The following is an 18,212-nucleotide window of genomic DNA, read 5'->3' as shown; positions in this document are numbered from 1 at the left end:
AGTAGTTATGGCGAACAGTTTAGTTATCGTGGAGTCACCTGCAAAAGTAAAAACCATCCGCAAATTCCTCGGCTCCAGCTATGAGGTGGATGCATCCAACGGACATGTCCGTGATCTGCCCAAAAGCAGCCTGGGGATCGATGTGGAGCATGATTATGAGCCGAAGTACATCACCATCCGCGGCAAGGGGGATATCCTGGCGAAGCTTCGCAAGGAAGTGAAAAAAGCAGACAAGATCTATCTGGCAACGGACCCGGACCGGGAGGGAGAGGCGATCTCCTGGCATTTAATGAAGGCCCTCAAGCTGGATGAGTCGAAAGATAAAAAGGTTTACCGCATCAGCTTCAATGAGATTACCAAGAACGCGGTGAAGACTTCTCTTAAAAGTCCGCGGGAGATTGATATGAGTCTGGTGGACGCCCAGCAGACCAGAAGGATCCTGGACCGCATGGTGGGTTACAGTATCAGCCCCCTGCTGTGGGGAAAGGTGAAACGGGGCTTAAGTGCAGGCCGGGTACAGTCCGTGGCGCTGCGTATGATCTGTGACCGCGAAGATGAGATCAGCGCATTTATCCCGGAGGAATACTGGAACCTGGAGGCCTCACTGCTCCAGAAGGGCAGCAAAAAGCCTTTGAAAGCGAAATTCTACGGCAGCAGGAACGAAAAGATCGCCATTCATAAAAAAGAAGAGCTGGACGTGATCCTAAAAGAGCTGGAAGGGCAGGAATTTACCGTCAGCGAGGTGAAGACGGGCGAGCGCAGCAAGAAGCCGCCGATCCCGTTTACCACCAGTACGTTGCAGCAGGAGGCGTCCAAGGTCTTAAACTTTTCCACCCAGAAGACCATGCGCCTTGCCCAGCAGCTTTATGAGGGCGTGGATGTCAAGGGACACGGGACCATCGGCCTGATCACTTATCTGCGTACGGATTCCACCCGTATTGCGGAAGAAGCAGATCTGGCAGCGCGCCAGTATATCGGTTCGGCCTATGGTGAGAACTATGTGCTGAAGTCCGAGCAGTCCAAAAAGAGCACGGCCAAGATCCAGGATGCACACGAGGCGATCCGCCCCACGGATATTACCCTGACCCCCACAAAGGTCAAGGATTCCCTGCAGCGGGATCTGTTCCGTTTATATCAGCTGATCTGGAAGCGGTTTGCAGCAAGCAGGATGCAGCCCGCCCTCTATGAGACCACATCGGTGAAGGTTGGGGCCGGGGAATATATCTTTACACTGGCGGCCTCCAAGCTTGTATTTGACGGTTTCATGTCTGTCTATGTCCAGGAGGATGACAAGGAGGAGAACAACAACCTGATTGGGAAACTGGAAACAGGCGACGTGCTGAAGCTGTCTGAATTGAACCCCAGCCAGCATTTCACCCAGCCGCCGGCACATTACACGGAGGCATCCCTGGTAAAAGCGCTGGAGGAGCAGGGGATCGGACGCCCCAGTACCTATGCACCTACGATCACTACGATCCTGGCAAGGCGCTATGTGACCAAGGAGAACAAGAACCTTTACGTCACCGAGCTGGGAGAAGCTGTCAACGGGATCATGAAGCAGTGCTTTCCGAGTATTGTGGACATGAGCTTTACAGCCAATATGGAGCTTCTGTTAGATAAGGTAGCGGACGGAACCGTCAAATGGAAGACCATCGTGGAGAACTTCTACCCGGATTTAGACGAGGCGGTCAAGACCGCGGAAAAGACGCTGGAGTCCGTGAAGATCGCGGATGAGGTGACGGACGTGATCTGTGATGTGTGCGGCCGTAACATGGTGATCAAGTATGGACCTCACGGCAAGTTCCTGGCATGTCCGGGCTTTCCCGAGTGCAAGAATACTAAGCCGTACCTGGAAAAGATCGGCGTTCCCTGCCCCAAATGCGGCAAGGATGTGGTCATCAAAAAGACAAAAAAAGGCAGACGCTATTACGGCTGCGAGGATAACCCGGAATGCGATTTCATGTCCTGGCAGAAACCGTCCACGGAGAAATGCCCCAAGTGCGGAAGCTATATGGTCGAAAAAGGCAATAAACTGTTATGTGCTGACGAGCAGTGCGGTTATAGTATGAATTTAAAATCAAAATAGTAGAATAATTAAAAAAGTCAAAAAATTTCGAAAAACTATTGTTATTATTGGGTAATCGTGCTAAAATTTAATAAGCATGATAAATTTCGGCGTTGAATATCAAATAATCGAGGAGGTTTTTTGAAATGAGTGTACAGCTTCTTGATAAAACGAGAAAAATCAACAAATTATTGCATAATAACAATTCGCACAAAGTAGTCTTCAATGATATCTGTAAAGTATTGAGCGAGATCCTCTTTTCCAATATTCTGGTCATCAGTAAGAAGGGAAAGGTGCTGGGCGTAGGCTTATGTCCGGGCGTGGATGAGATCGAGGAGCTGATCGAGGATCAGGTGGGCGGTTATGTGGACCGCATGCTCAATGAACGGCTTTTGAGCATCCTCTCCACCAAGGAGAACGTGAACCTGGCTACGCTCGGTTTTGCAGAAGAGAACGTAAAGAAGTATCAGGCTATCATCACTCCGATCGATATTGCAGGAGAGCGCCTGGGTACCCTGTTCATCTACAAGAGCGACGCACAGTACGATATTGATGATATCATCCTGAGCGAATACGGGACAACTGTAGTAGGGCTTGAGATGATGCGTTCCGTCAACGAGGAGAACGCGGAGGAGACCAGAAAGGTACAGATCGTAAAGTCAGCGATCAGCACCCTGTCCTTCTCAGAGCTGGAAGCCATCACCCATATTTTTGAGGAGCTGGACGGCAACGAGGGAATCCTGGTAGCCAGCAAGATTGCAGACCGGGTGGGGATCACCAGATCCGTGATCGTCAATGCACTGCGCAAGTTCGAGAGCGCGGGTGTGATCGAATCCCGGTCCTCAGGCATGAAAGGGACTTATATCAAGGTCTTAAACGATGTGGTGTTTGAGGAACTGAAGAATATTAAGGCGACGAAGTAACCTTAGTATACAGATATGTTCAAGCATGCAGACGCAATTTGGAATAAGGGCATATAAAACGGACAGAATATATAGACGGGAGCCATGCAGATGCGCGGCTCCCGTATTATTTTACGGGACTTTCAGGCGGATTCTGGATATCTGTTCATCCAGAATCCGCAGGTTTCCGCCATTTTATAAAAAAACCCTTGTCAAACCATGGTAGATATGGTAGTATAATAAGGCTGACAAAAAACACGTCTGCTGATTCTGACGGAGGTGCCTGCAAGCAGGTCCCTGAAGAAGCAAAAGAGGCAGGCGGAAGAAAAACCAAATGGAGGTAAATAACATGAGCGTTATTTCAATGAAACAGCTTTTGGAAGCAGGTGTTCATTTCGGACATCAGACAAGAAGATGGAACCCGAAGATGGCTCCGTACATCTACACCGAGAGAAACGGTATCTACATCATTGACTTACAGAAGTCTGTAGGCATGGTAGATAATGCGTACAACGCAGTATCCGACATCGCAGCTAACGGCGGCACCATCCTTTTCGTTGGTACCAAGAAGCAGGCGCAGGATGCGATCAAGACCGAGGCAGAGCGCTGCGGTATGTACTATGTAAACGAGAGATGGCTGGGCGGCATGCTGACCAACTTCAAGACCATCCAGAGCCGTATCGCAAGACTGAAAGCGATCGAGACCATGTCTGAGGACGGTACCTTCGATGTACTGCCGAAGAAGGAAGTTATCGAGCTGAAGAAAGAATGGGATAAGCTGGAGAGAAACTTGGGCGGTATCAAAGAGATGAAGAGACTGCCGGACGCAATCTTCATCGTAGACCCGAAGAAGGAGAGGATCTGTGTACAGGAAGCTCATACTCTGGGTATTCCGCTGATCGGTATCGCAGATACTAACTGTGATCCGGAAGAACTGGATTATGTAATCCCGGGTAACGACGATGCAATCAGAGCCGTTAAATTAATCGTGGCTAAGATGGCAGATGCAGTAATCGAGGCAAACCAGGGTGAGGCAGAAGCAGATTTCACTGAGGCTTTTGAAGCGGCAGAGGAAGCTGTAGAGGCTTAATCAGAGTAAACAGGTGCTTCGACCTGCAGCCGCAGGTTGAAGCACTTTTATATTCAGCACAATCAAACGAATAAAACAAATGGAGGAAACAAAAATGGCAGTAACCGCAGCAATGGTAAAAGAGTTAAGAGAAATAACCGGAGCAGGCATGATGGATTGCAAGAAGGCTCTTGCAGCTACCGACGGTGATATGGACAAGGCAGTTGATTTCCTGAGAGAGAAAGGCCTTGCAGGCGCAGCTAAGAAGGCTGGCCGTATCGCAGCAGAAGGTATTGTAGTTACCGCTTTGACCGATGATCATAAAAAGGCAGTTGTTGTAGAAGTAAACGCTGAGACTGATTTCGTTGCAAAGAACGAGAAGTTCCAGACCTACGCAGCAGATGTTGCAGCCCAGGCTCTTAAGACAACCGCAGCAGATATGGATGCATTCTTCGCTGAGAAGTGGGAAAAGGATCCGTCCCTGACCGTAAAAGAGGCTCTGTCCTCTCAGATCTCCATCATTGGTGAGAACATGAACATCCGCAGATTTGAGCAGATCACTGAGGAGAATGGTTTTGTAGCTTCCTATATCCATGGCGGCGGCAAGATCGGCGTTCTGATCGACGTTGAGACTGATGTTGTGAACGATGCGATCAAAGAGATGGCAAAGAACGTGGCAATGCAGGCTCGAGCTTTGAAGCCGCAGTTCACCAGCAGAGACGAGGTTGACGCTGACTATATCGCAAAAGAGACCGAGATCCTGACTGTTGCAGCTAAGAATGAGAAGCCGGATGCCAACGACAATATCATCAGCGGCATGGTAAAAGGCCGTATCAACAAAGAGCTGAAAGAGATCTGCCTCTTAGACCAGGTATATGTAAAAGCTGAGGATGGCAAGCAGTCCGTAGGCCAGTACGTTGCCCAGGTTGCAAAAGAGAACGGCGCCAATATCAAGGTGAAGAAGTTCCTGCGTTTCGAGACCGGTGAGGGTATCGAGAAGAAGAGTGAGGATTTCGCTGCTGAAGTTGCAAAGCAGATGGGAATGTAATTTTAGTGTTGACGTCCGTACCAAAATCGCCCTATTGTCCGTAAAGATGGGCATAAAAAAGAGGTAAAAAAGGATAGTTATTCATAAAAAAGAGGTTCCAAGATACAATTCAAAGTATCTTGGGGCCTTTTTTGTTTACCTGCAGGAGCAAAAAATTTGAAAATAGGCCTTCCAGGGAGCAAATAAAAGAGAATCCGTAATTTAGGGGTTCCACAGTCTGCGTTATATTAGCAGACACGGCATTATCTATATGTGATATAATAAAAATGGAATACTGTTTTTCTGGAAACCGAGGAAAATCAAATGAGAGAAAATAAACTTTTTAAAACAAACCTGCTTATCAGTGTGATCCTGATTATTGGATTTGTGCTTACGGCTGTGCTCAGCTATCAGGCCAATTACCAGGCGTCACTGGTCAATATCGAACAGATATCCTCACTGACCACGGAGGGGATATATTATCAACTGACGACGATGTTTACCAGGCCGGTAAATATATCTCTGACCATGGCCCATGACAGCCTGTTGGTGGAGCATCTGCTGAGTGAACCCGAGCACCTGGAGGATGATGCGTATATACAGACGACCAGGACCTATTTGGAAAACTATCAGAAGAAGTACGGTTTTGATTCTGTATTCCTGGTGTCAACCGTGTCCGGACGCTATTACAACTTTAACGGACTGGACAGGGTACTGGAACGGGAGAATCCGGAAAATGACTGGTACTACGAGCTGATAGACAATGGTCTGGAATATTCCCTGAATGTGGACAACGATGAAGTCCTGGGGGCGGACAATAAGATTACTGTGTTTGTAAACTGCAGGATCACAGCGCCGGACGGATCGGCACTGGGAGTGGTCGGCGTGGGGATCCGCATGGATTATATGAAGGAGCTGCTTGGGGGCTACGAGGACAAGTACAATATCAATGCAAGCCTTATCAACAAGGACGGGATCATAGAGATATCTACCAGCTATACGGGCTATGAAAAGACGGACTGGTTTACGGCGCATGGACAGGAAGCGATTCGCAGTCAGGTGCTTGCCTGGGACAATGCAGAACGGAATCTGGAACTGTGGTCAGACAGGGACGCTACGGATGGAGAAAAAAGCTATGTGGTAAGCCGTTATATCCCGGAGCTTTCCTGGGATCTGGTGGTGGAACAGGATACGGGACGACTGGTTGAAGAGATGCAGAGACAGCTTTACCGCACCATCCTGGTCCTGGCTGCGGTCATCTTAACGGTTGTTGTGGTCATCACGAATGTGATCCGCAATTTTGATAAACAGATAATGAAACTGACGGAGGAGCGGCAGACGATCTTTAAGCAGGCTACAGAGCAGCTTTACGATAGTATTTACGAGTTTAATCTGTCAAAAAACACCTATGTAGGAAAGAAGACTGAGGAGTATTTTGCCAATTTGGGCGCAGCCGGGCTGCCCTTTGATCGGGGGCTTCAGGCTATTGCACAAAAGCAGATCAAAGAGGAATTCCGGGAAGGATATGTGTCGGTGTTTACTCCGGAGAACGCGATCAGGGAATACGAATCTGGAAACAATCATCTTTCTTATGATTTTATGATCTCCCTGGAAGGCGAGCCATACCACTGGATGCGGATTGATGCTTATATGTTCTTTTCCGAGGAGGATAATTCCATCCATATGTTTGCCTACCGCAAGAAGATCGATGAGGAGAAGGAACGGGAGCTTCAGGCGACAACCGATGAGATGACCGGGTTTCTGACCAAAAAGATGACGGAACGGTTAATCGACAAAGCACTTTTAGAATGTCCGGAAGAGATGCATGCGTTTATGATTTTTGACATTGACTGCTTTAAGCAGGTAAACGACCGGTTTGGTCATGCGTTTGGAGACGACTGCATCTGCCATTTTACAGATACCATTAAAAGTCATTTTGGAGAGAAGGATATTATCGGCCGTATCGGAGGCGATGAATTTGTCGTCTTTATACCAGCGCCGGGCAGGGATTATGTGCGGGAGAAAGCGAAAGAGCTTTCCCGGGCGCTGGATACGGAGGTGACCTTCGGAGAAATGCGCTGCCATCTTACCGCCAGCATTGGCATATCGCTGTACCCGCATAATGGTACCAGCTTCGCAGCGCTGTATCAGAAGGCGGACGAGGCTTTATATCAGACCAAACAGAAAGGGAAAAACAGTTTTACGATTGCCTCTGTATAACCAATGGGATTGTTTGAAAAAGGACCTGATCTTGGCGCAGCTTGGCTTGTGACCAGGTCCTTTGCGCATTTTTACTAAAAAAATCACTGCAAAATTATCTAAAACGGAGAAAACATTCCCGAGGCCGAAAGCCAATTGACTTCTGATGGTTGATGTGCTATGATGCCTTTAGACATAAGGATAGTGATTGTGCAAGCAAGCTAAACCTGTATGTAGAAATATTTTTAAGAGCACACGGCTCTTGGATTTATTTGTGCATATGGGTTTTTTTATATCATGGGGGAAGGTTATGAAGATTTCAAAGATTCTGAATAACAATGTTGCTGTGATCCTGGATGAGAACGGCAAAGAGCAGATCGTGATGGGGCGAGGAATCTGCTTTAAAAAGAAGTCGGGCGAGGAGATCCTGCCCGAGGAGGTTGACAAAACCTTTTCTCTTTCCGGTGCGGAGATGAACAGCAAGTTCCAGATCCTTGTACAGGATATTCCGATGGAACACATTGCCCTGGGAGAAGAGATCATTTCCCAGGCCAGGAGCCGCCTGGGGAAGAAGTTAAACGACATGGTCTATATTTCCCTGATCGACCATGTACATACCTCCATCATCCGTTACCTGGATGGGATCACGGTGAAGAACGTGCTCTTGTGGGATATCCGCAGGTTTTACCGGGAGGAGTTCCAGATCGGGCTCTGGGCGCTGGACTTGATCGAACTAAGGTGCAGGGTACGGCTTCCGGAGGATGAGGCGGGATTTATCGCCCTTCACCTGGCAAATGCCCAGATGGACCAGGATACGATGCATAATATGTATGAGATCACAAGGATCATGCAGGAGATCGTCAACATCGTCAAGTACTTTTTCCATGTGGATTTTGATGAGGACGACGTTTACTATTACCGATTTATCACGCACTTAAAGTTTTTTGCAAAGCGTCTGGTTGAACGCAACATATTTGATGGAGAGGACAACGACGATCTGTGGGATGTCATACGCAGGAAATATCCGGAAGCATACCGGGGCGTCGAGAAGATCACAAAATTTATTGCGCAGAAATACGAATATCCTCTCTCAAAGGATGAACAGCTTTATCTGACAATCCATATTGAGCGGGTCCTGGGAAAATCCGGCAGGAAGGCCGGAGCGGCAGGCAGCAGCGGGGAACAGGCCTGAACAAAAGGCAGAAAAGCAATCATGTATGTTCGGATGGTGACATTGAGTTGGCCAAACCTTCAGAAAATAAATCAATATTATATGGAGGTAGACAAATGGGTAAGTATGAGAATCTGGCAAAGGAGATTGTCAGGAATGTGGGAGGCAGGGAAAATGTCATCAGTCTGACGCACTGTATCACCAGGCTCCGCTTCAAGCTGAAGAATGAGAGCAAGGCAAACGATGATGTGATCAAGAACATGGACGGCGTTGTAACGGTCATGAAAAGCGGCGGACAGTACCAGGTGGTGATCGGAAACCATGTGCCGGACGTCTATGCGGATGTGATGCCGCTTCTGGGTCTGGAGGAAGGGGAGGTAAGTCAGGCGGATCAGGCGGATGCGCCATCCGGAAGCCTGTTTAACCGGGCCATCGACGTGATCTCCGGTATCTTTCAGCCTATACTCGGAATCATGGCTGCCTGCGGTATGGTCAAGGGACTGAATGCCCTGTTTGTGGCGATGGGCCTGTACACGTCCGCCTGCGGCGGATACCTGGTCTTAAACGCCATCGGTGACGGGCTGTTTAATTTCCTTCCGCTGTTCCTGGGCTACACGGCTGCTAAAAAGTTCAATTTAAAGCCCATGGTCGGCCTGGTTGTGGGAGCCATCATGTGTTACCCGACCGTGCAGGGCAGCGCGCTGTCAGCGGGAGGGAATGCTCTTTATACCCTGTTTTCCGGCTCGATGTTTGAGTCGCAGGTGTACACGACCTTTTTTGGAATCCCGATGATCGCCATGGACTATACGGGCACCGTGATCCCGGTCATTTTTGTGGTGTACTTTGCTTCCATCTGCGATAAGTTTTTCCGCAGATTTGTACCGGATCTTGTAAAGTTCTTTTTCGTACCGATGCTGACCCTGCTTGTGGCGATCCCGGCTGGATTCTTACTGATCGGGCCGCTGGCAACCTTCGGCTCCACCATCATTGCGGAGGCAGTTATGACCGTCAGGAATTTCAGCCCGATGCTGGCTGGCGCCATTGTAGGGCTGACCTGGCAGATCCTGGTTATTTTTGGGCTGCACTGGGGCTTTATTCCGGTGTACATCAACAACATCATGACAAACGGCTACGACAATGTGATGATGCCGTTTTTCGCCTGTACCTTTGCCACCTCAGCCGTGGTGCTGGCGATCTTCTTCAAGACGAAAAACAGACAGTTAAAAGAGATGGCTCTGCCGAACTTTATCTCAGGGATTTTCGGGGTTACGGAACCGGCCATCTATGGTATCCTGCTTCCGCTGAAAAAGCCTTTTGTGATCAGCTGCATTGCCGGAGGGATCGGCGGAGGGTTTTTGGGAGCGTTTAATTTTCGCAAATTCATGATGGGCGGCATGGGAATCTTTGAATTCCCCGCCATGATCGAACCGGACGGCGGCATGGGAAATCTGATCGTGTCTGTGATCGGCGTGACCATCTCCATGGTGATCGGATTTGCGGCAACCATGCTGCTTTATAAGGAGGACAGCGCTGTGGCTGCTGCAGGAGCGGGCGGCAGCGGCGCATCCGGGAATACTGGTATGGCTCCGGGAAAGAACGGGGAAGATACCAACGGCGGGAAGGGAGACGTCCCTGCGCAGAGCCGCAAACTGACCGTAGAGAAGACTCCTATCATGAACCAGGTTGAGATTGCAAGCCCTATCAAAGGAAAGGTATTAAAGCTGGAGGCCGTGAAGGATGACGCCTTTGCTTCCGGTGTGCTGGGCAAAGGGGCTGCGATCCTGCCGGAGGAGGGGAAGGTGTTCGCACCTGCGGACGGAGAGGTTTCCGCCCTGTTCCCGACCCTCCATGCGATCGGTATCAGGACGGATGACGGGATCGAGATCCTGATCCACATCGGACTGGATACGGTCCAGCTGGGCGGCGAAGGCTTTGAGGCCATGATAAAACAGGGGGACCGGGTGAAAAAAGGCCAGCTCCTTGTGACTTTTGACCAGGAGTTCATAGCAGGAAAAGGTTATTGCCTGGAAACACCGGTACTGATCACCAATACGGACAGCTTCCTGGATGTGGTGGAGACTTCAAAGGGCCGGGTGGATGCCGGTGAGCATCTGATCAGTGTGCTGAAATAAGAGGTGGGATATGGGATTTCAAAAAGACTTTTTATGGGGCGGCGCTACGGCGGCGAACCAGTGTGAGGGCGGTATTGCGGAAGGTGGAAGAGGTCTTGCCAATGTGGATGTATGCCCGGCGGGAGAGGACCGGAGCGGTGTGATCACGGGACATAAACGGATGCTTGCGATGGATGAAGACCACTTCTATCCTGCGGCTGAGGCGATTGATATGTACCATCATTTCCGGGAGGATATCCGCCTGTTTGGAGAGATGGGGTTTAAAGTGTACCGCTTAAGCATTGCCTGGACCAGGATATTCCCCAACGGAGATGAGGAAGAGCCCAATGAGGAGGGGCTGCGCTTCTACGAGGAGATTTTCTGCGAGTGCAGGAAATATGGGATTAAGCCGCTGGTGACCATCTCCCATTTTGACTGCCCGCTCCACTTGATCCACAGGTTTGGAGGGTGGAGGAGCAGGGAGATGATTGGCTGCTATTTAAAGCTGTGCCAGGTGCTCTTTACCCGCTACCGGGAATATGTGGAGTACTGGCTGACCTTTAACGAGATCAATATGATCCTGCATGCGCCGTTTATGGGCGCGGGGCTTTGCTTTCAGGAAGGGGAGCCTGAAGACGCCGTCAAGTATCAGGCTGCCCACCATGAGCTGGTGGCCAGCGCCCTGGCTACGAAGCTTGCCCATGAGGTCAATCCGGAGAATAAGGTGGGGTGTATGTTCGCGGCGGGCTGTGCTTATCCCTATTCCTGCAGGCCGGAGGATGTGTGGGAAGCGCTTTTGACGGATCAGGAAAATTACTTTTTTGTGGATATCCAGGCCAGAGGATATTACCCGTCCTATGCCAGAAAACGCCTTACAAGGGCGGGGGTGATGCCGGTGATGGAACTGGGGGATGAAGAGCTCCTGCGGGACCATCCGGTAGATTTCATCTCATTTTCCTATTATAACAGCCGCTGTATTGCGGCTCCGGGAGGGGAAGAGGAGGAGGCCGGGGGCAATCTTTTCAAATCCGCGAAGAATCCATACTTAAAGTTCAGCCAGTGGGGATGGCCCATTGATCCGCTGGGATTAAGGATCACCTTAAACCAGGTTTACGACCGGTACCAGAAGCCTCTGTTCATTGTGGAAAACGGGCTGGGAGCCATAGATACCCCGGATGCTTCCGGGTATGTGGAGGATGATTACCGGATTGATTATCTGAGGGACCATATCCGTGCCATGAAAGCGGCGGTGGAGGAAGACGGGGTGGAGCTTTGGGGCTACACCACATGGGCGCCGATCGATCTGATCAGCGCAGGGACCGGGGAGATGCGGAAACGCTATGGTTTCATCTATGTGGATAAGCAGGATGACGGAAGCGGCACATACAAAAGGTGGAAGAAAAAATCATTTTATTGGTATCAGAAGGTGATCGAGAGCAACGGGGAGATATTGGAATAGAATGGCTACAGGTCCTGCGTATCAAAAATAGTGAGAAGCAGACGCAGCATATACTTCATGGGTTCGGACAGGGTGATGGTCTTTGGGTAGGCTGCGACCACGTAAAATTCCAGCCCTGGCTGCATGGAAAAGGTGCGGAAGGTATCGCTGCCCTGGACGGTATAGCTGGGGAGAAAGCCGTTTCCCAGCTTCCGGTTCAGCATGTAACGGCGTGAGACGTTATCATTGATCTCGCAGAGCACGGACGGCTTGATCCCCATGATGCGCAGCGCCTGTTCTTCCAAATCCCTGGAATAGGAGGGGGACGGGCTGAGAATGAAATAATCGTTCTGCAGCATGTCATAATGGTCCTGAAGGGCAGAACCATCCCCCAGAGCAGGATGGTTCTCCGGCACGGCTAAAAGCAGCTCATTCTTCGATAAGGGCAGGTACTCTAAAGTGCTGTGCTGGAGGGAGGAGGTCAGGAGGACGGCGATATCCATCTGTCCCATGACCAGGGCGTCCTTGGCAGCCGGAGTGGTGCAGCGCTGGGGGATCAGCTCGATATCCGGATATTTTTCCCGGAATGCGGGGATACACTCCAAAGCGACGGATGTAGCGCAGCCGAACCGCAGCAGGTCACGGTTGCGCCGGTTCATGCCGGAGAGCTTTTTAAGGGCCTCCTGCTTGATCTGTAGGACAGAGCGGCCGCCATTGATATAGATCCGGCCGGCGTCGGTGATGGTAAGCCCTGTGTTGTCCCGGATAAACAGTGCGGTTCCCAGCTCCGCCTCCAGTTTTTTCAGCCGCTGGCTTAAGGCAGGCTGAGTGATATACAGCTTTTCTGCCGCTTTGCTGAGGCTTTTTTCTTCTGCGATCGCGATCACATATTCTATTATTTTCGTGTCCATCATTAAGCCTTTCCTGAAAATTCCATAAACTAATATAACAATCCGGAGATCCGGAATTCATCGATGATCTCCTTTGCCAGCGGACAGGGATTGAACCGGTAGCTGGGACTGGATTCCGATGCGAAGTTCAGTGCGGCCAGGTATCGTTCTTCCTCTGTCAGTACATGGTTCTTTGGTGCCATGATCGCCATGTGCATGGAGTAATTGGGCTTTAGGCGAAAGTAGACCACGCTGCTGCACGGTTCCATATGAAAGCGGGGCAGGAGGGTGATCCCGGCGCCGTTTTGGGCCATGTTCTTGAGGATTAAGTTATTATCAGATTCATATACGATCGTGGGCTGCATCTGGTTTTCCTGAAAGATAATATCGGTAAGCTGCCGGATCGTAGAACCCTTCTTGCCGATAAGAAAAGGGGTATCCTGGAACCGGTGGATCTCCACCGGAGTCAGGTTTTGCAGATCGGGCGCAGCCAGTGAGGCCAGTGGGTGGAAAGAAGGGACAAAGAGCACCAAGTCCTCCTCGTGGGCGGAGATGAACTGGACCTCCGGGTCCTCCAGATCGATGCAGGTGCGCAGGGCCAGATCGACCGTACGGTTCAGCACAGACTGCCGGAGCTCCGCCGGATATTGTTCTTTCAGAGCAATATTGATATGAGGGTAGCGCTTGTGGAAATGGGGAAAGATCCTTGCCATCGCCATAGCGCCCCGCAGAGGCGTGATGCCCACCGTGATCGTCTTCTGATAACTGCCGGACAGGGCGCTTATCATCTGATAGGTCTGTTCCTTTACGGAGATGATCCGCCTGGCGGATTCCACATAGATTTTACCTGCTGCGGTCAGGTAGAGTCTTTTTTTATGGCGCAGAAAAAGATCAGTCCCCAGTTCCTCCTCCAGCTCGGTCAGATATTTGCTGAGAGCGGGCTGGGAGACGGAAAGCTCTGCGGCAGCGGCGGTAAGGTTCCCGTGTTCTGCGATGGATATGATATAGGACAGCTGTTTTGTGTTCATTCTGCACCTCGAAAATATAACTTTTGCTTATATGATATATAATATAAACCTGTTTGTCAACGTGAGTTCTGTATATTACAATAAAATCACGGACGAGGAAATTAGGGAAAATGAATCGTCAAAAAGTTTATATCTGGCAAATAATAAAATAAAATATAATTATTTGTTATGACAAACAATCAAGCAAGGGAGAGAAGGAAAATGAAAAAGAACAGAATTTTGGTATCAGCGATGGCGGTATGTCTGGCAGCGGCAAGCCTGACAGGGTGTTCCTCAGACGGAGGAGCTTCGGCGGCAGCAGACACGACGGAGGGGAAGGCGGCGACAGCAGCGCAGAACCAGGACGTAGCCCCAGCCGAAGGAGGCGCATGGGCGGCAGGAGCCAATGTGTATATCGACGTTCCGGCAAAGGCAGGCGGCGGAACAGACCTTTATACCCGGTATCTCTCCCAGGCTCTTACAGAGGTGTGTCCAGGCGTCAACTTTATTGTCACCAACTATGATACCAGTGAAGTGGGCATGGAGCACGTGAAGAATGCGGCTCCGGACGGCCTCACCCTTGGCACCTGCCATGGCGGAGCGATCATCCAGTATCTCTGCGGGTCATCTGAGGTCAATATTAAGGACGATCTAAAGGTGGTAGGCATCATGAACCAGGGAGGTCCCCAGGCGATCATCGCAAAGCCGGATGCGCCGTACAAGAATTTTATGGAGTTTGCCGAGTATGTCAAAGCAAATCCGGGCGAGGTCGTGGTAGGCTGTTCCTTAGGAGGCACCACGCAGGTGCTGTTCACTTCTCTTGTGGAAGGACTGACCGGAGATGCAGGTCTTGTCAATTATGTGCAGTGCTCCTCTGAGGCGGATAAGCTGACCAATGTGGCCTCCGGTGCGATCGATATTGCAAACTGCTCCATTCCCAATGCACAGTCTTATGACGCTGACGGCAAGCTGACCGTTCTGGGCAGCCTGGGGCCGAAGGTTGCAACACTGGAGAATATGAGCGAGCTGGTCGGCATGGAGTTAGACGGCAAGTTTGCCACCACCCAGGAACAGGGCGTAGATACCACATGGGATTCCAACTATTATGTAGTGGCGCCGAAGGACACCCCGGATGAGGTCTGCAGGGCGATCAACGAGGCGATCATGAAAGCAACAGAGGTTTCATCCTTTATCGAAGGCAACAACGCTATGGCAACCTATATTGACGCAGTTGACTATCAGGGATCGGTCGATGCGCTGGCGGCGGAGTGGCAGTTCCAGGATGACCTGGTAACCGCTATGGGGTTAAAAGTCCGCTGACAGGAGGGATTTACATGAAGAAATTGAACCGTACATACATTATGGGCGCCGTATTCCTTGTGTTCTCTGTGTGGGTCCTGTGGCAGACGACCATGATTCCGGAGCGGCTGGTTTCCAACGAACCGGGGCCCAAGCTGTTTCCATATATTTCTGCGTTCGGCATGATCCTTATGGCTGTACTCTCCATGGTTTTTGACGGGCGAAAGGAAGCGGAGGAAGCGAAAAAAGGTCCGGCGCCTTACCTGGACCAGGCTGGGTGGAAACGCATGTTTCTGATCATGGCTGAATGCATTATGTTCTGTGCCGCCATGAACTGGATCGGTTTTTGGATCACCTCTATGGCGGGGATGATGATATTCATCCTCACACTCAGGGCAGAAAAGAAGATCAATCTGATCTTTGCAGTCGTTCTAAGTGTTTTGCTTGGCAGCATCTGTTACTTTGGCTTCACAAGAGGCTTTCATATTCCACTGCCCAAGGGCGTTGTCTGGGAATCCCTTGGCATCCGGATGCCATAAAGGAGGAAATCAATCATGGCAAGTTATCTTTCTGCACTGGGCGTATTGTTCCAGCCGGTGAATTTCATCATGATGTACCTCTGCTGCGTGGTCGGCTGTGTACTCGGTGCGATTCCCGGATTGTCAGGCGGGCTCGGCATTACCCTGATTCTGCCCATGACCTTTGCGCTCAATACGAATTTAAGCTTTGCAATGCTGTTAGGCATGTATGTGGGCGGCGTGTCCGGTTCCTTTATCGCCGCTGTGCTGGTGGGGATTCCAGGTTCGGCGGCATCGATCGGAACCTGCTACGACGGATATCCGATGACTCAGAAGGGCAAAGCGGCCAGGGCGCTGACCATAGGGATCACCGGTTCCTTTATCGGTACCATGGTCTCGATCATTATCGCGACGCTGTGCTCTACCTATATAGCCGACATTGCGCTGCTGTTGGGACCGTGGGAGTACTTCAGCCTCTGTCTGATGGCGATCACCATGGTAGTGGGCTTGAGCAACGGCTCTATTTTTAAAGGCCTGCTTGCGGCGTTTTTTGGCCTGTGGCTCTCTACGGTGGGAGCTGATATGGTCACCAACCAGCTGCGGTTCACATTTAAAAACACCAATCTGTATGGCGGGATCAATGTGATCTGTCTGCTTATGGGAACCTTTGCACTGCAGCAGGTTGCCACCAGCTATGCCAAGGGCAATCTGGATATGCCAAAGGTTGACGCCGGTTCCTTAAAGGGCTTTGGCCTTACCCTAAAAGACATCACCGACAATATGAAAACCATCATAGCGTCTCTTGGAATCGGACTTGGTATCGGCTTTTTACCCGGCATGGGCTCCGGGATCGCAAACCTGATCGCTTATGGGCAGGCCAAGAGCATGAGTAAGCATCCGGAGGAGTTCGGCACTGGTATCGACGCCGGCGTCTGGGCTACGGAGGTTTCCAACAACGCAGGTGTGGGCGGCGCGCTGATCCCGATGATCGCGCTCGGTATTCCGGGAGATGCGACGACGGTGCTTTTGATGTCGGCCATGACCATCCACGGACTGCAGGCAGGCCCGATGTTTATCAAGAATAACCCGGATCTGGCGAACCTTATCTTCGCAGCGGTGCTGGTTTCCGCGATCCTGATCCTGATCACGGAGCTGTTTACGAAACGCTGGTTCCCCCTGCTTTTGAAAGCGCCCTACCACTATCTCTACAGTGCGATCCTGATGATCTGCTTCCTGGGGGCGTACTCGGCTTCCACCTCCATGTTCAGCGTGTACTTAGTGCTGGTGTTTGGAGCGGTCGGGATCATGATGGAGTTCTTTAAAATGCCGGGAACGCCGCTGATGCTGGCATTCATCCTGGGCAGCAAGATCGAGAGCTATTTCCGCATGGGCTGTTCCTATGCAAAAGGGGATATGACGTCCTTTGTGACGCGTCCCATCTCACTGGTACTGTTGTTGATCGCTCTTTACAGCGTCGTTGGTCCGTTGATCGGCAAGGCATTAAAGAGCCGCAGGGCAAAAAATAAATGAGGGTCCTAACATGCTGACAAGAGAAGAAAAAGAACATATGGTCACGGTCCTGCGGGGCACAAGTGTCGCAAAGGAGAATATCACGCCGGAATACTGCCGAAACCTAGAGCTGGCCGTGCGGGAAGAAGCAGAAGCCCCCACCTGCGAAGGCCCGGTGAAATGCTATGTATTTACTGCAAAAAACCGGACGCCGGGATGCCGGGTCCATATCAATGTCCACGGAGGCGGGTTTGTGCGTCCCCATGTACTCCGGGATGAGATTTATTCCGCCAGGGTGGCGGACGCCATCGAGGGGATCGTGGTCGATGTGGATTACAGCCTGGCTCCCGAATATCCGTATCCGACCGCATTCAACCAGTGCTATGACGTGTGCAGATGGGTGTTTGCCATGCTGGATGTCTGGGACGGCGATGCAAAACGGGTCTCCATGGGCGGACACAGCGCAGGCGCGAACCTGACGGCGGCTGTCTGCCTGAAAGCCAATCAGACAAAGGACTTTAAGCTCTGCCTTCAGGTCCTGGATTACGGGGCGTTTGACCTGGTGACAGATCCGGCGGACAAGCCGGGCGCAGAAACCAATATGATCCCGGCGGAGCGCGGGCGGATGTTCAGTCTGGCATATACGGACGGCAACCTGGATCTGCTGAAAGACCCATACTGCAGTCCGCTCCTGGCATCCGATGAGATGCTTGCCGGTCTTCCGGAAGCGCTGGTGATCAGCGCCGGAAACGATAATTTCCGCTTTGAGGACGAGCAGTATGCGAAACGTATGATCGCAGCCGGGGTGAAGGTGACTGCAAAGCGTTTCCTGGACTCTTATCATGGATTTATCGTACATTGTACGGAGGAGTGGAAAGAAGGCCAGGAGCTTGTGATCGGATCGATCCGTCAGGCGTCACTCTGATTGTGGACCTGGAAGAAGTGAGGAGCCGTATTCCGGCTCCTTTTCCATAGAAACATAAAAATTGCTGACGGATATAGCGAAT

Annotated in this window: 14 protein-coding genes; 12 read left to right on the top strand and 2 right to left on the bottom strand. The window is 50.9% G+C overall.

Features of this window, described 5'->3' with window-relative positions:
* Nucleotides 1-7 precede the first annotated feature (7 nt).
* The 8 genes from topA to AB1I67_RS15675 all read left to right on the top strand — a co-directional run bounded on the left by topA (nucleotide 8) and on the right by AB1I67_RS15675 (nucleotide 12,003).
* The gene (gene topA / locus AB1I67_RS15710) at nucleotides 8-2,086 is read left to right on the top strand and encodes a type I DNA topoisomerase (protein WP_367030826.1); all 2,079 of its coding nucleotides are present in this window, start codon (nucleotides 8-10) and stop codon (nucleotides 2,084-2,086) included.
* A gap of 125 nt (nucleotides 2,087-2,211) precedes the next feature.
* Complete coding sequence (codY, locus tag AB1I67_RS15705; protein ID WP_367030825.1) at nucleotides 2,212-2,988, top strand: GTP-sensing pleiotropic transcriptional regulator CodY; 777 nt, start codon at nucleotides 2,212-2,214, stop codon at nucleotides 2,986-2,988.
* Nucleotides 2,989-3,316: 328 nt separating this feature from the next.
* On the top strand, nucleotides 3,317-4,057 hold the full coding sequence (gene rpsB, locus AB1I67_RS15700) for a 30S ribosomal protein S2 (protein ID WP_367030823.1): 741 nt from the start codon (nucleotides 3,317-3,319) through the stop codon (nucleotides 4,055-4,057).
* 94 nt (nucleotides 4,058-4,151) lie between these two features.
* Complete coding sequence (tsf, locus tag AB1I67_RS15695) at nucleotides 4,152-5,084, top strand: translation elongation factor Ts (RefSeq protein ID WP_367030822.1); 933 nt, start codon at nucleotides 4,152-4,154, stop codon at nucleotides 5,082-5,084.
* A gap of 303 nt (nucleotides 5,085-5,387) precedes the next feature.
* The gene (locus tag AB1I67_RS15690; RefSeq protein WP_367030821.1) at nucleotides 5,388-7,283 is read left to right on the top strand and encodes a sensor domain-containing diguanylate cyclase; all 1,896 of its coding nucleotides are present in this window, start codon (nucleotides 5,388-5,390) and stop codon (nucleotides 7,281-7,283) included.
* A 289-nt stretch (nucleotides 7,284-7,572) separates the two neighbouring features.
* Nucleotides 7,573-8,454 carry a BglG family transcription antiterminator LicT gene (gene licT, locus AB1I67_RS15685; RefSeq protein ID WP_367030820.1) on the top strand — a complete coding sequence of 294 codons (882 nt, stop codon included), beginning with the start codon at nucleotides 7,573-7,575 and terminating at the stop codon, nucleotides 8,452-8,454.
* Between the two features lie 95 nt (nucleotides 8,455-8,549).
* On the top strand, nucleotides 8,550-10,565 hold the full coding sequence (locus tag AB1I67_RS15680; RefSeq protein WP_367030819.1) for a beta-glucoside-specific PTS transporter subunit IIABC: 2,016 nt from the start codon (nucleotides 8,550-8,552) through the stop codon (nucleotides 10,563-10,565).
* Between the two features lie 10 nt (nucleotides 10,566-10,575).
* On the top strand, nucleotides 10,576-12,003 hold the full coding sequence (locus tag AB1I67_RS15675) for a 6-phospho-beta-glucosidase (RefSeq protein WP_367030818.1): 1,428 nt from the start codon (nucleotides 10,576-10,578) through the stop codon (nucleotides 12,001-12,003).
* A gap of 5 nt (nucleotides 12,004-12,008) precedes the next feature.
* Here AB1I67_RS15675 and AB1I67_RS15670 read toward each other — a convergent pair whose 3' ends face one another.
* Nucleotides 12,009-12,896, bottom strand: a complete 888-nt coding sequence (locus tag AB1I67_RS15670; protein ID WP_367030817.1) for a LysR family transcriptional regulator — start codon at nucleotides 12,894-12,896, stop codon at nucleotides 12,009-12,011.
* Nucleotides 12,897-12,922: 26 nt separating this feature from the next.
* Entirely contained in the window at nucleotides 12,923-13,900 is a 978-nt protein-coding gene (locus AB1I67_RS15665; RefSeq protein ID WP_367030815.1) for a LysR family transcriptional regulator, read from the bottom strand.
* A gap of 201 nt (nucleotides 13,901-14,101) precedes the next feature.
* Between AB1I67_RS15665 and AB1I67_RS15660 the strand changes: the two genes are divergently transcribed.
* From AB1I67_RS15660 to AB1I67_RS15645, 4 genes are read left to right on the top strand one after another with little or no spacing between them, the layout of a single operon-like run.
* On the top strand, nucleotides 14,102-15,199 hold the full coding sequence (locus AB1I67_RS15660) for a tripartite tricarboxylate transporter substrate-binding protein (RefSeq protein ID WP_367030814.1): 1,098 nt from the start codon (nucleotides 14,102-14,104) through the stop codon (nucleotides 15,197-15,199).
* Nucleotides 15,200-15,213: 14 nt separating this feature from the next.
* A complete protein-coding gene (locus AB1I67_RS15655) occupies nucleotides 15,214-15,717 on the top strand; it encodes a tripartite tricarboxylate transporter TctB family protein (protein WP_367030813.1) in 504 nt (167 codons plus the stop codon).
* Between the two features lie 15 nt (nucleotides 15,718-15,732).
* On the top strand, nucleotides 15,733-17,226 hold the full coding sequence (locus tag AB1I67_RS15650; protein WP_367030812.1) for a tripartite tricarboxylate transporter permease: 1,494 nt from the start codon (nucleotides 15,733-15,735) through the stop codon (nucleotides 17,224-17,226).
* Between the two features lie 10 nt (nucleotides 17,227-17,236).
* Nucleotides 17,237-18,130, top strand: a complete 894-nt coding sequence (locus AB1I67_RS15645; RefSeq protein ID WP_367030810.1) for an alpha/beta hydrolase — start codon at nucleotides 17,237-17,239, stop codon at nucleotides 18,128-18,130.
* The last annotated feature ends 82 nt before the right edge of the window (nucleotides 18,131-18,212 follow it).

The sequence above is a fragment of the Clostridium sp. AN503 genome, from assembly GCF_040719375.1.
In the GTDB taxonomy this organism is placed as follows: Bacteria; Bacillota; Clostridia; order Lachnospirales; family Lachnospiraceae; genus Brotaphodocola.
Note: the sequence above shows the minus strand (reverse complement) of the source record. Positions and strands in the feature narration are given on the sequence as shown.

Coding starts and splice junctions, on each gene's coding strand:
- codY (WP_367030825.1), top strand. CDS start 2,212: ATGAGTGTACAGCTTCTTGATAAAACGAGAAAAATCAACAAATTATTG.
- AB1I67_RS15645 (WP_367030810.1), top strand. CDS start 17,237: ATGCTGACAAGAGAAGAAAAAGAACATATGGTCACGGTCCTGCGGGGC.
- rpsB (WP_367030823.1), top strand. CDS start 3,317: ATGAGCGTTATTTCAATGAAACAGCTTTTGGAAGCAGGTGTTCATTTC.
- licT (WP_367030820.1), top strand. CDS start 7,573: ATGAAGATTTCAAAGATTCTGAATAACAATGTTGCTGTGATCCTGGAT.
- topA (WP_367030826.1), top strand. CDS start 8: ATGGCGAACAGTTTAGTTATCGTGGAGTCACCTGCAAAAGTAAAAACC.
- AB1I67_RS15690 (WP_367030821.1), top strand. CDS start 5,388: ATGAGAGAAAATAAACTTTTTAAAACAAACCTGCTTATCAGTGTGATC.
- AB1I67_RS15675 (WP_367030818.1), top strand. CDS start 10,576: ATGGGATTTCAAAAAGACTTTTTATGGGGCGGCGCTACGGCGGCGAAC.
- tsf (WP_367030822.1), top strand. CDS start 4,152: ATGGCAGTAACCGCAGCAATGGTAAAAGAGTTAAGAGAAATAACCGGA.
- AB1I67_RS15660 (WP_367030814.1), top strand. CDS start 14,102: ATGAAAAAGAACAGAATTTTGGTATCAGCGATGGCGGTATGTCTGGCA.
- AB1I67_RS15670 (WP_367030817.1), bottom strand. CDS start 12,896: ATGATGGACACGAAAATAATAGAATATGTGATCGCGATCGCAGAAGAA.
- AB1I67_RS15665 (WP_367030815.1), bottom strand. CDS start 13,900: ATGAACACAAAACAGCTGTCCTATATCATATCCATCGCAGAACACGGG.
- AB1I67_RS15680 (WP_367030819.1), top strand. CDS start 8,550: ATGGGTAAGTATGAGAATCTGGCAAAGGAGATTGTCAGGAATGTGGGA.
- AB1I67_RS15655 (WP_367030813.1), top strand. CDS start 15,214: ATGAAGAAATTGAACCGTACATACATTATGGGCGCCGTATTCCTTGTG.
- AB1I67_RS15650 (WP_367030812.1), top strand. CDS start 15,733: ATGGCAAGTTATCTTTCTGCACTGGGCGTATTGTTCCAGCCGGTGAAT.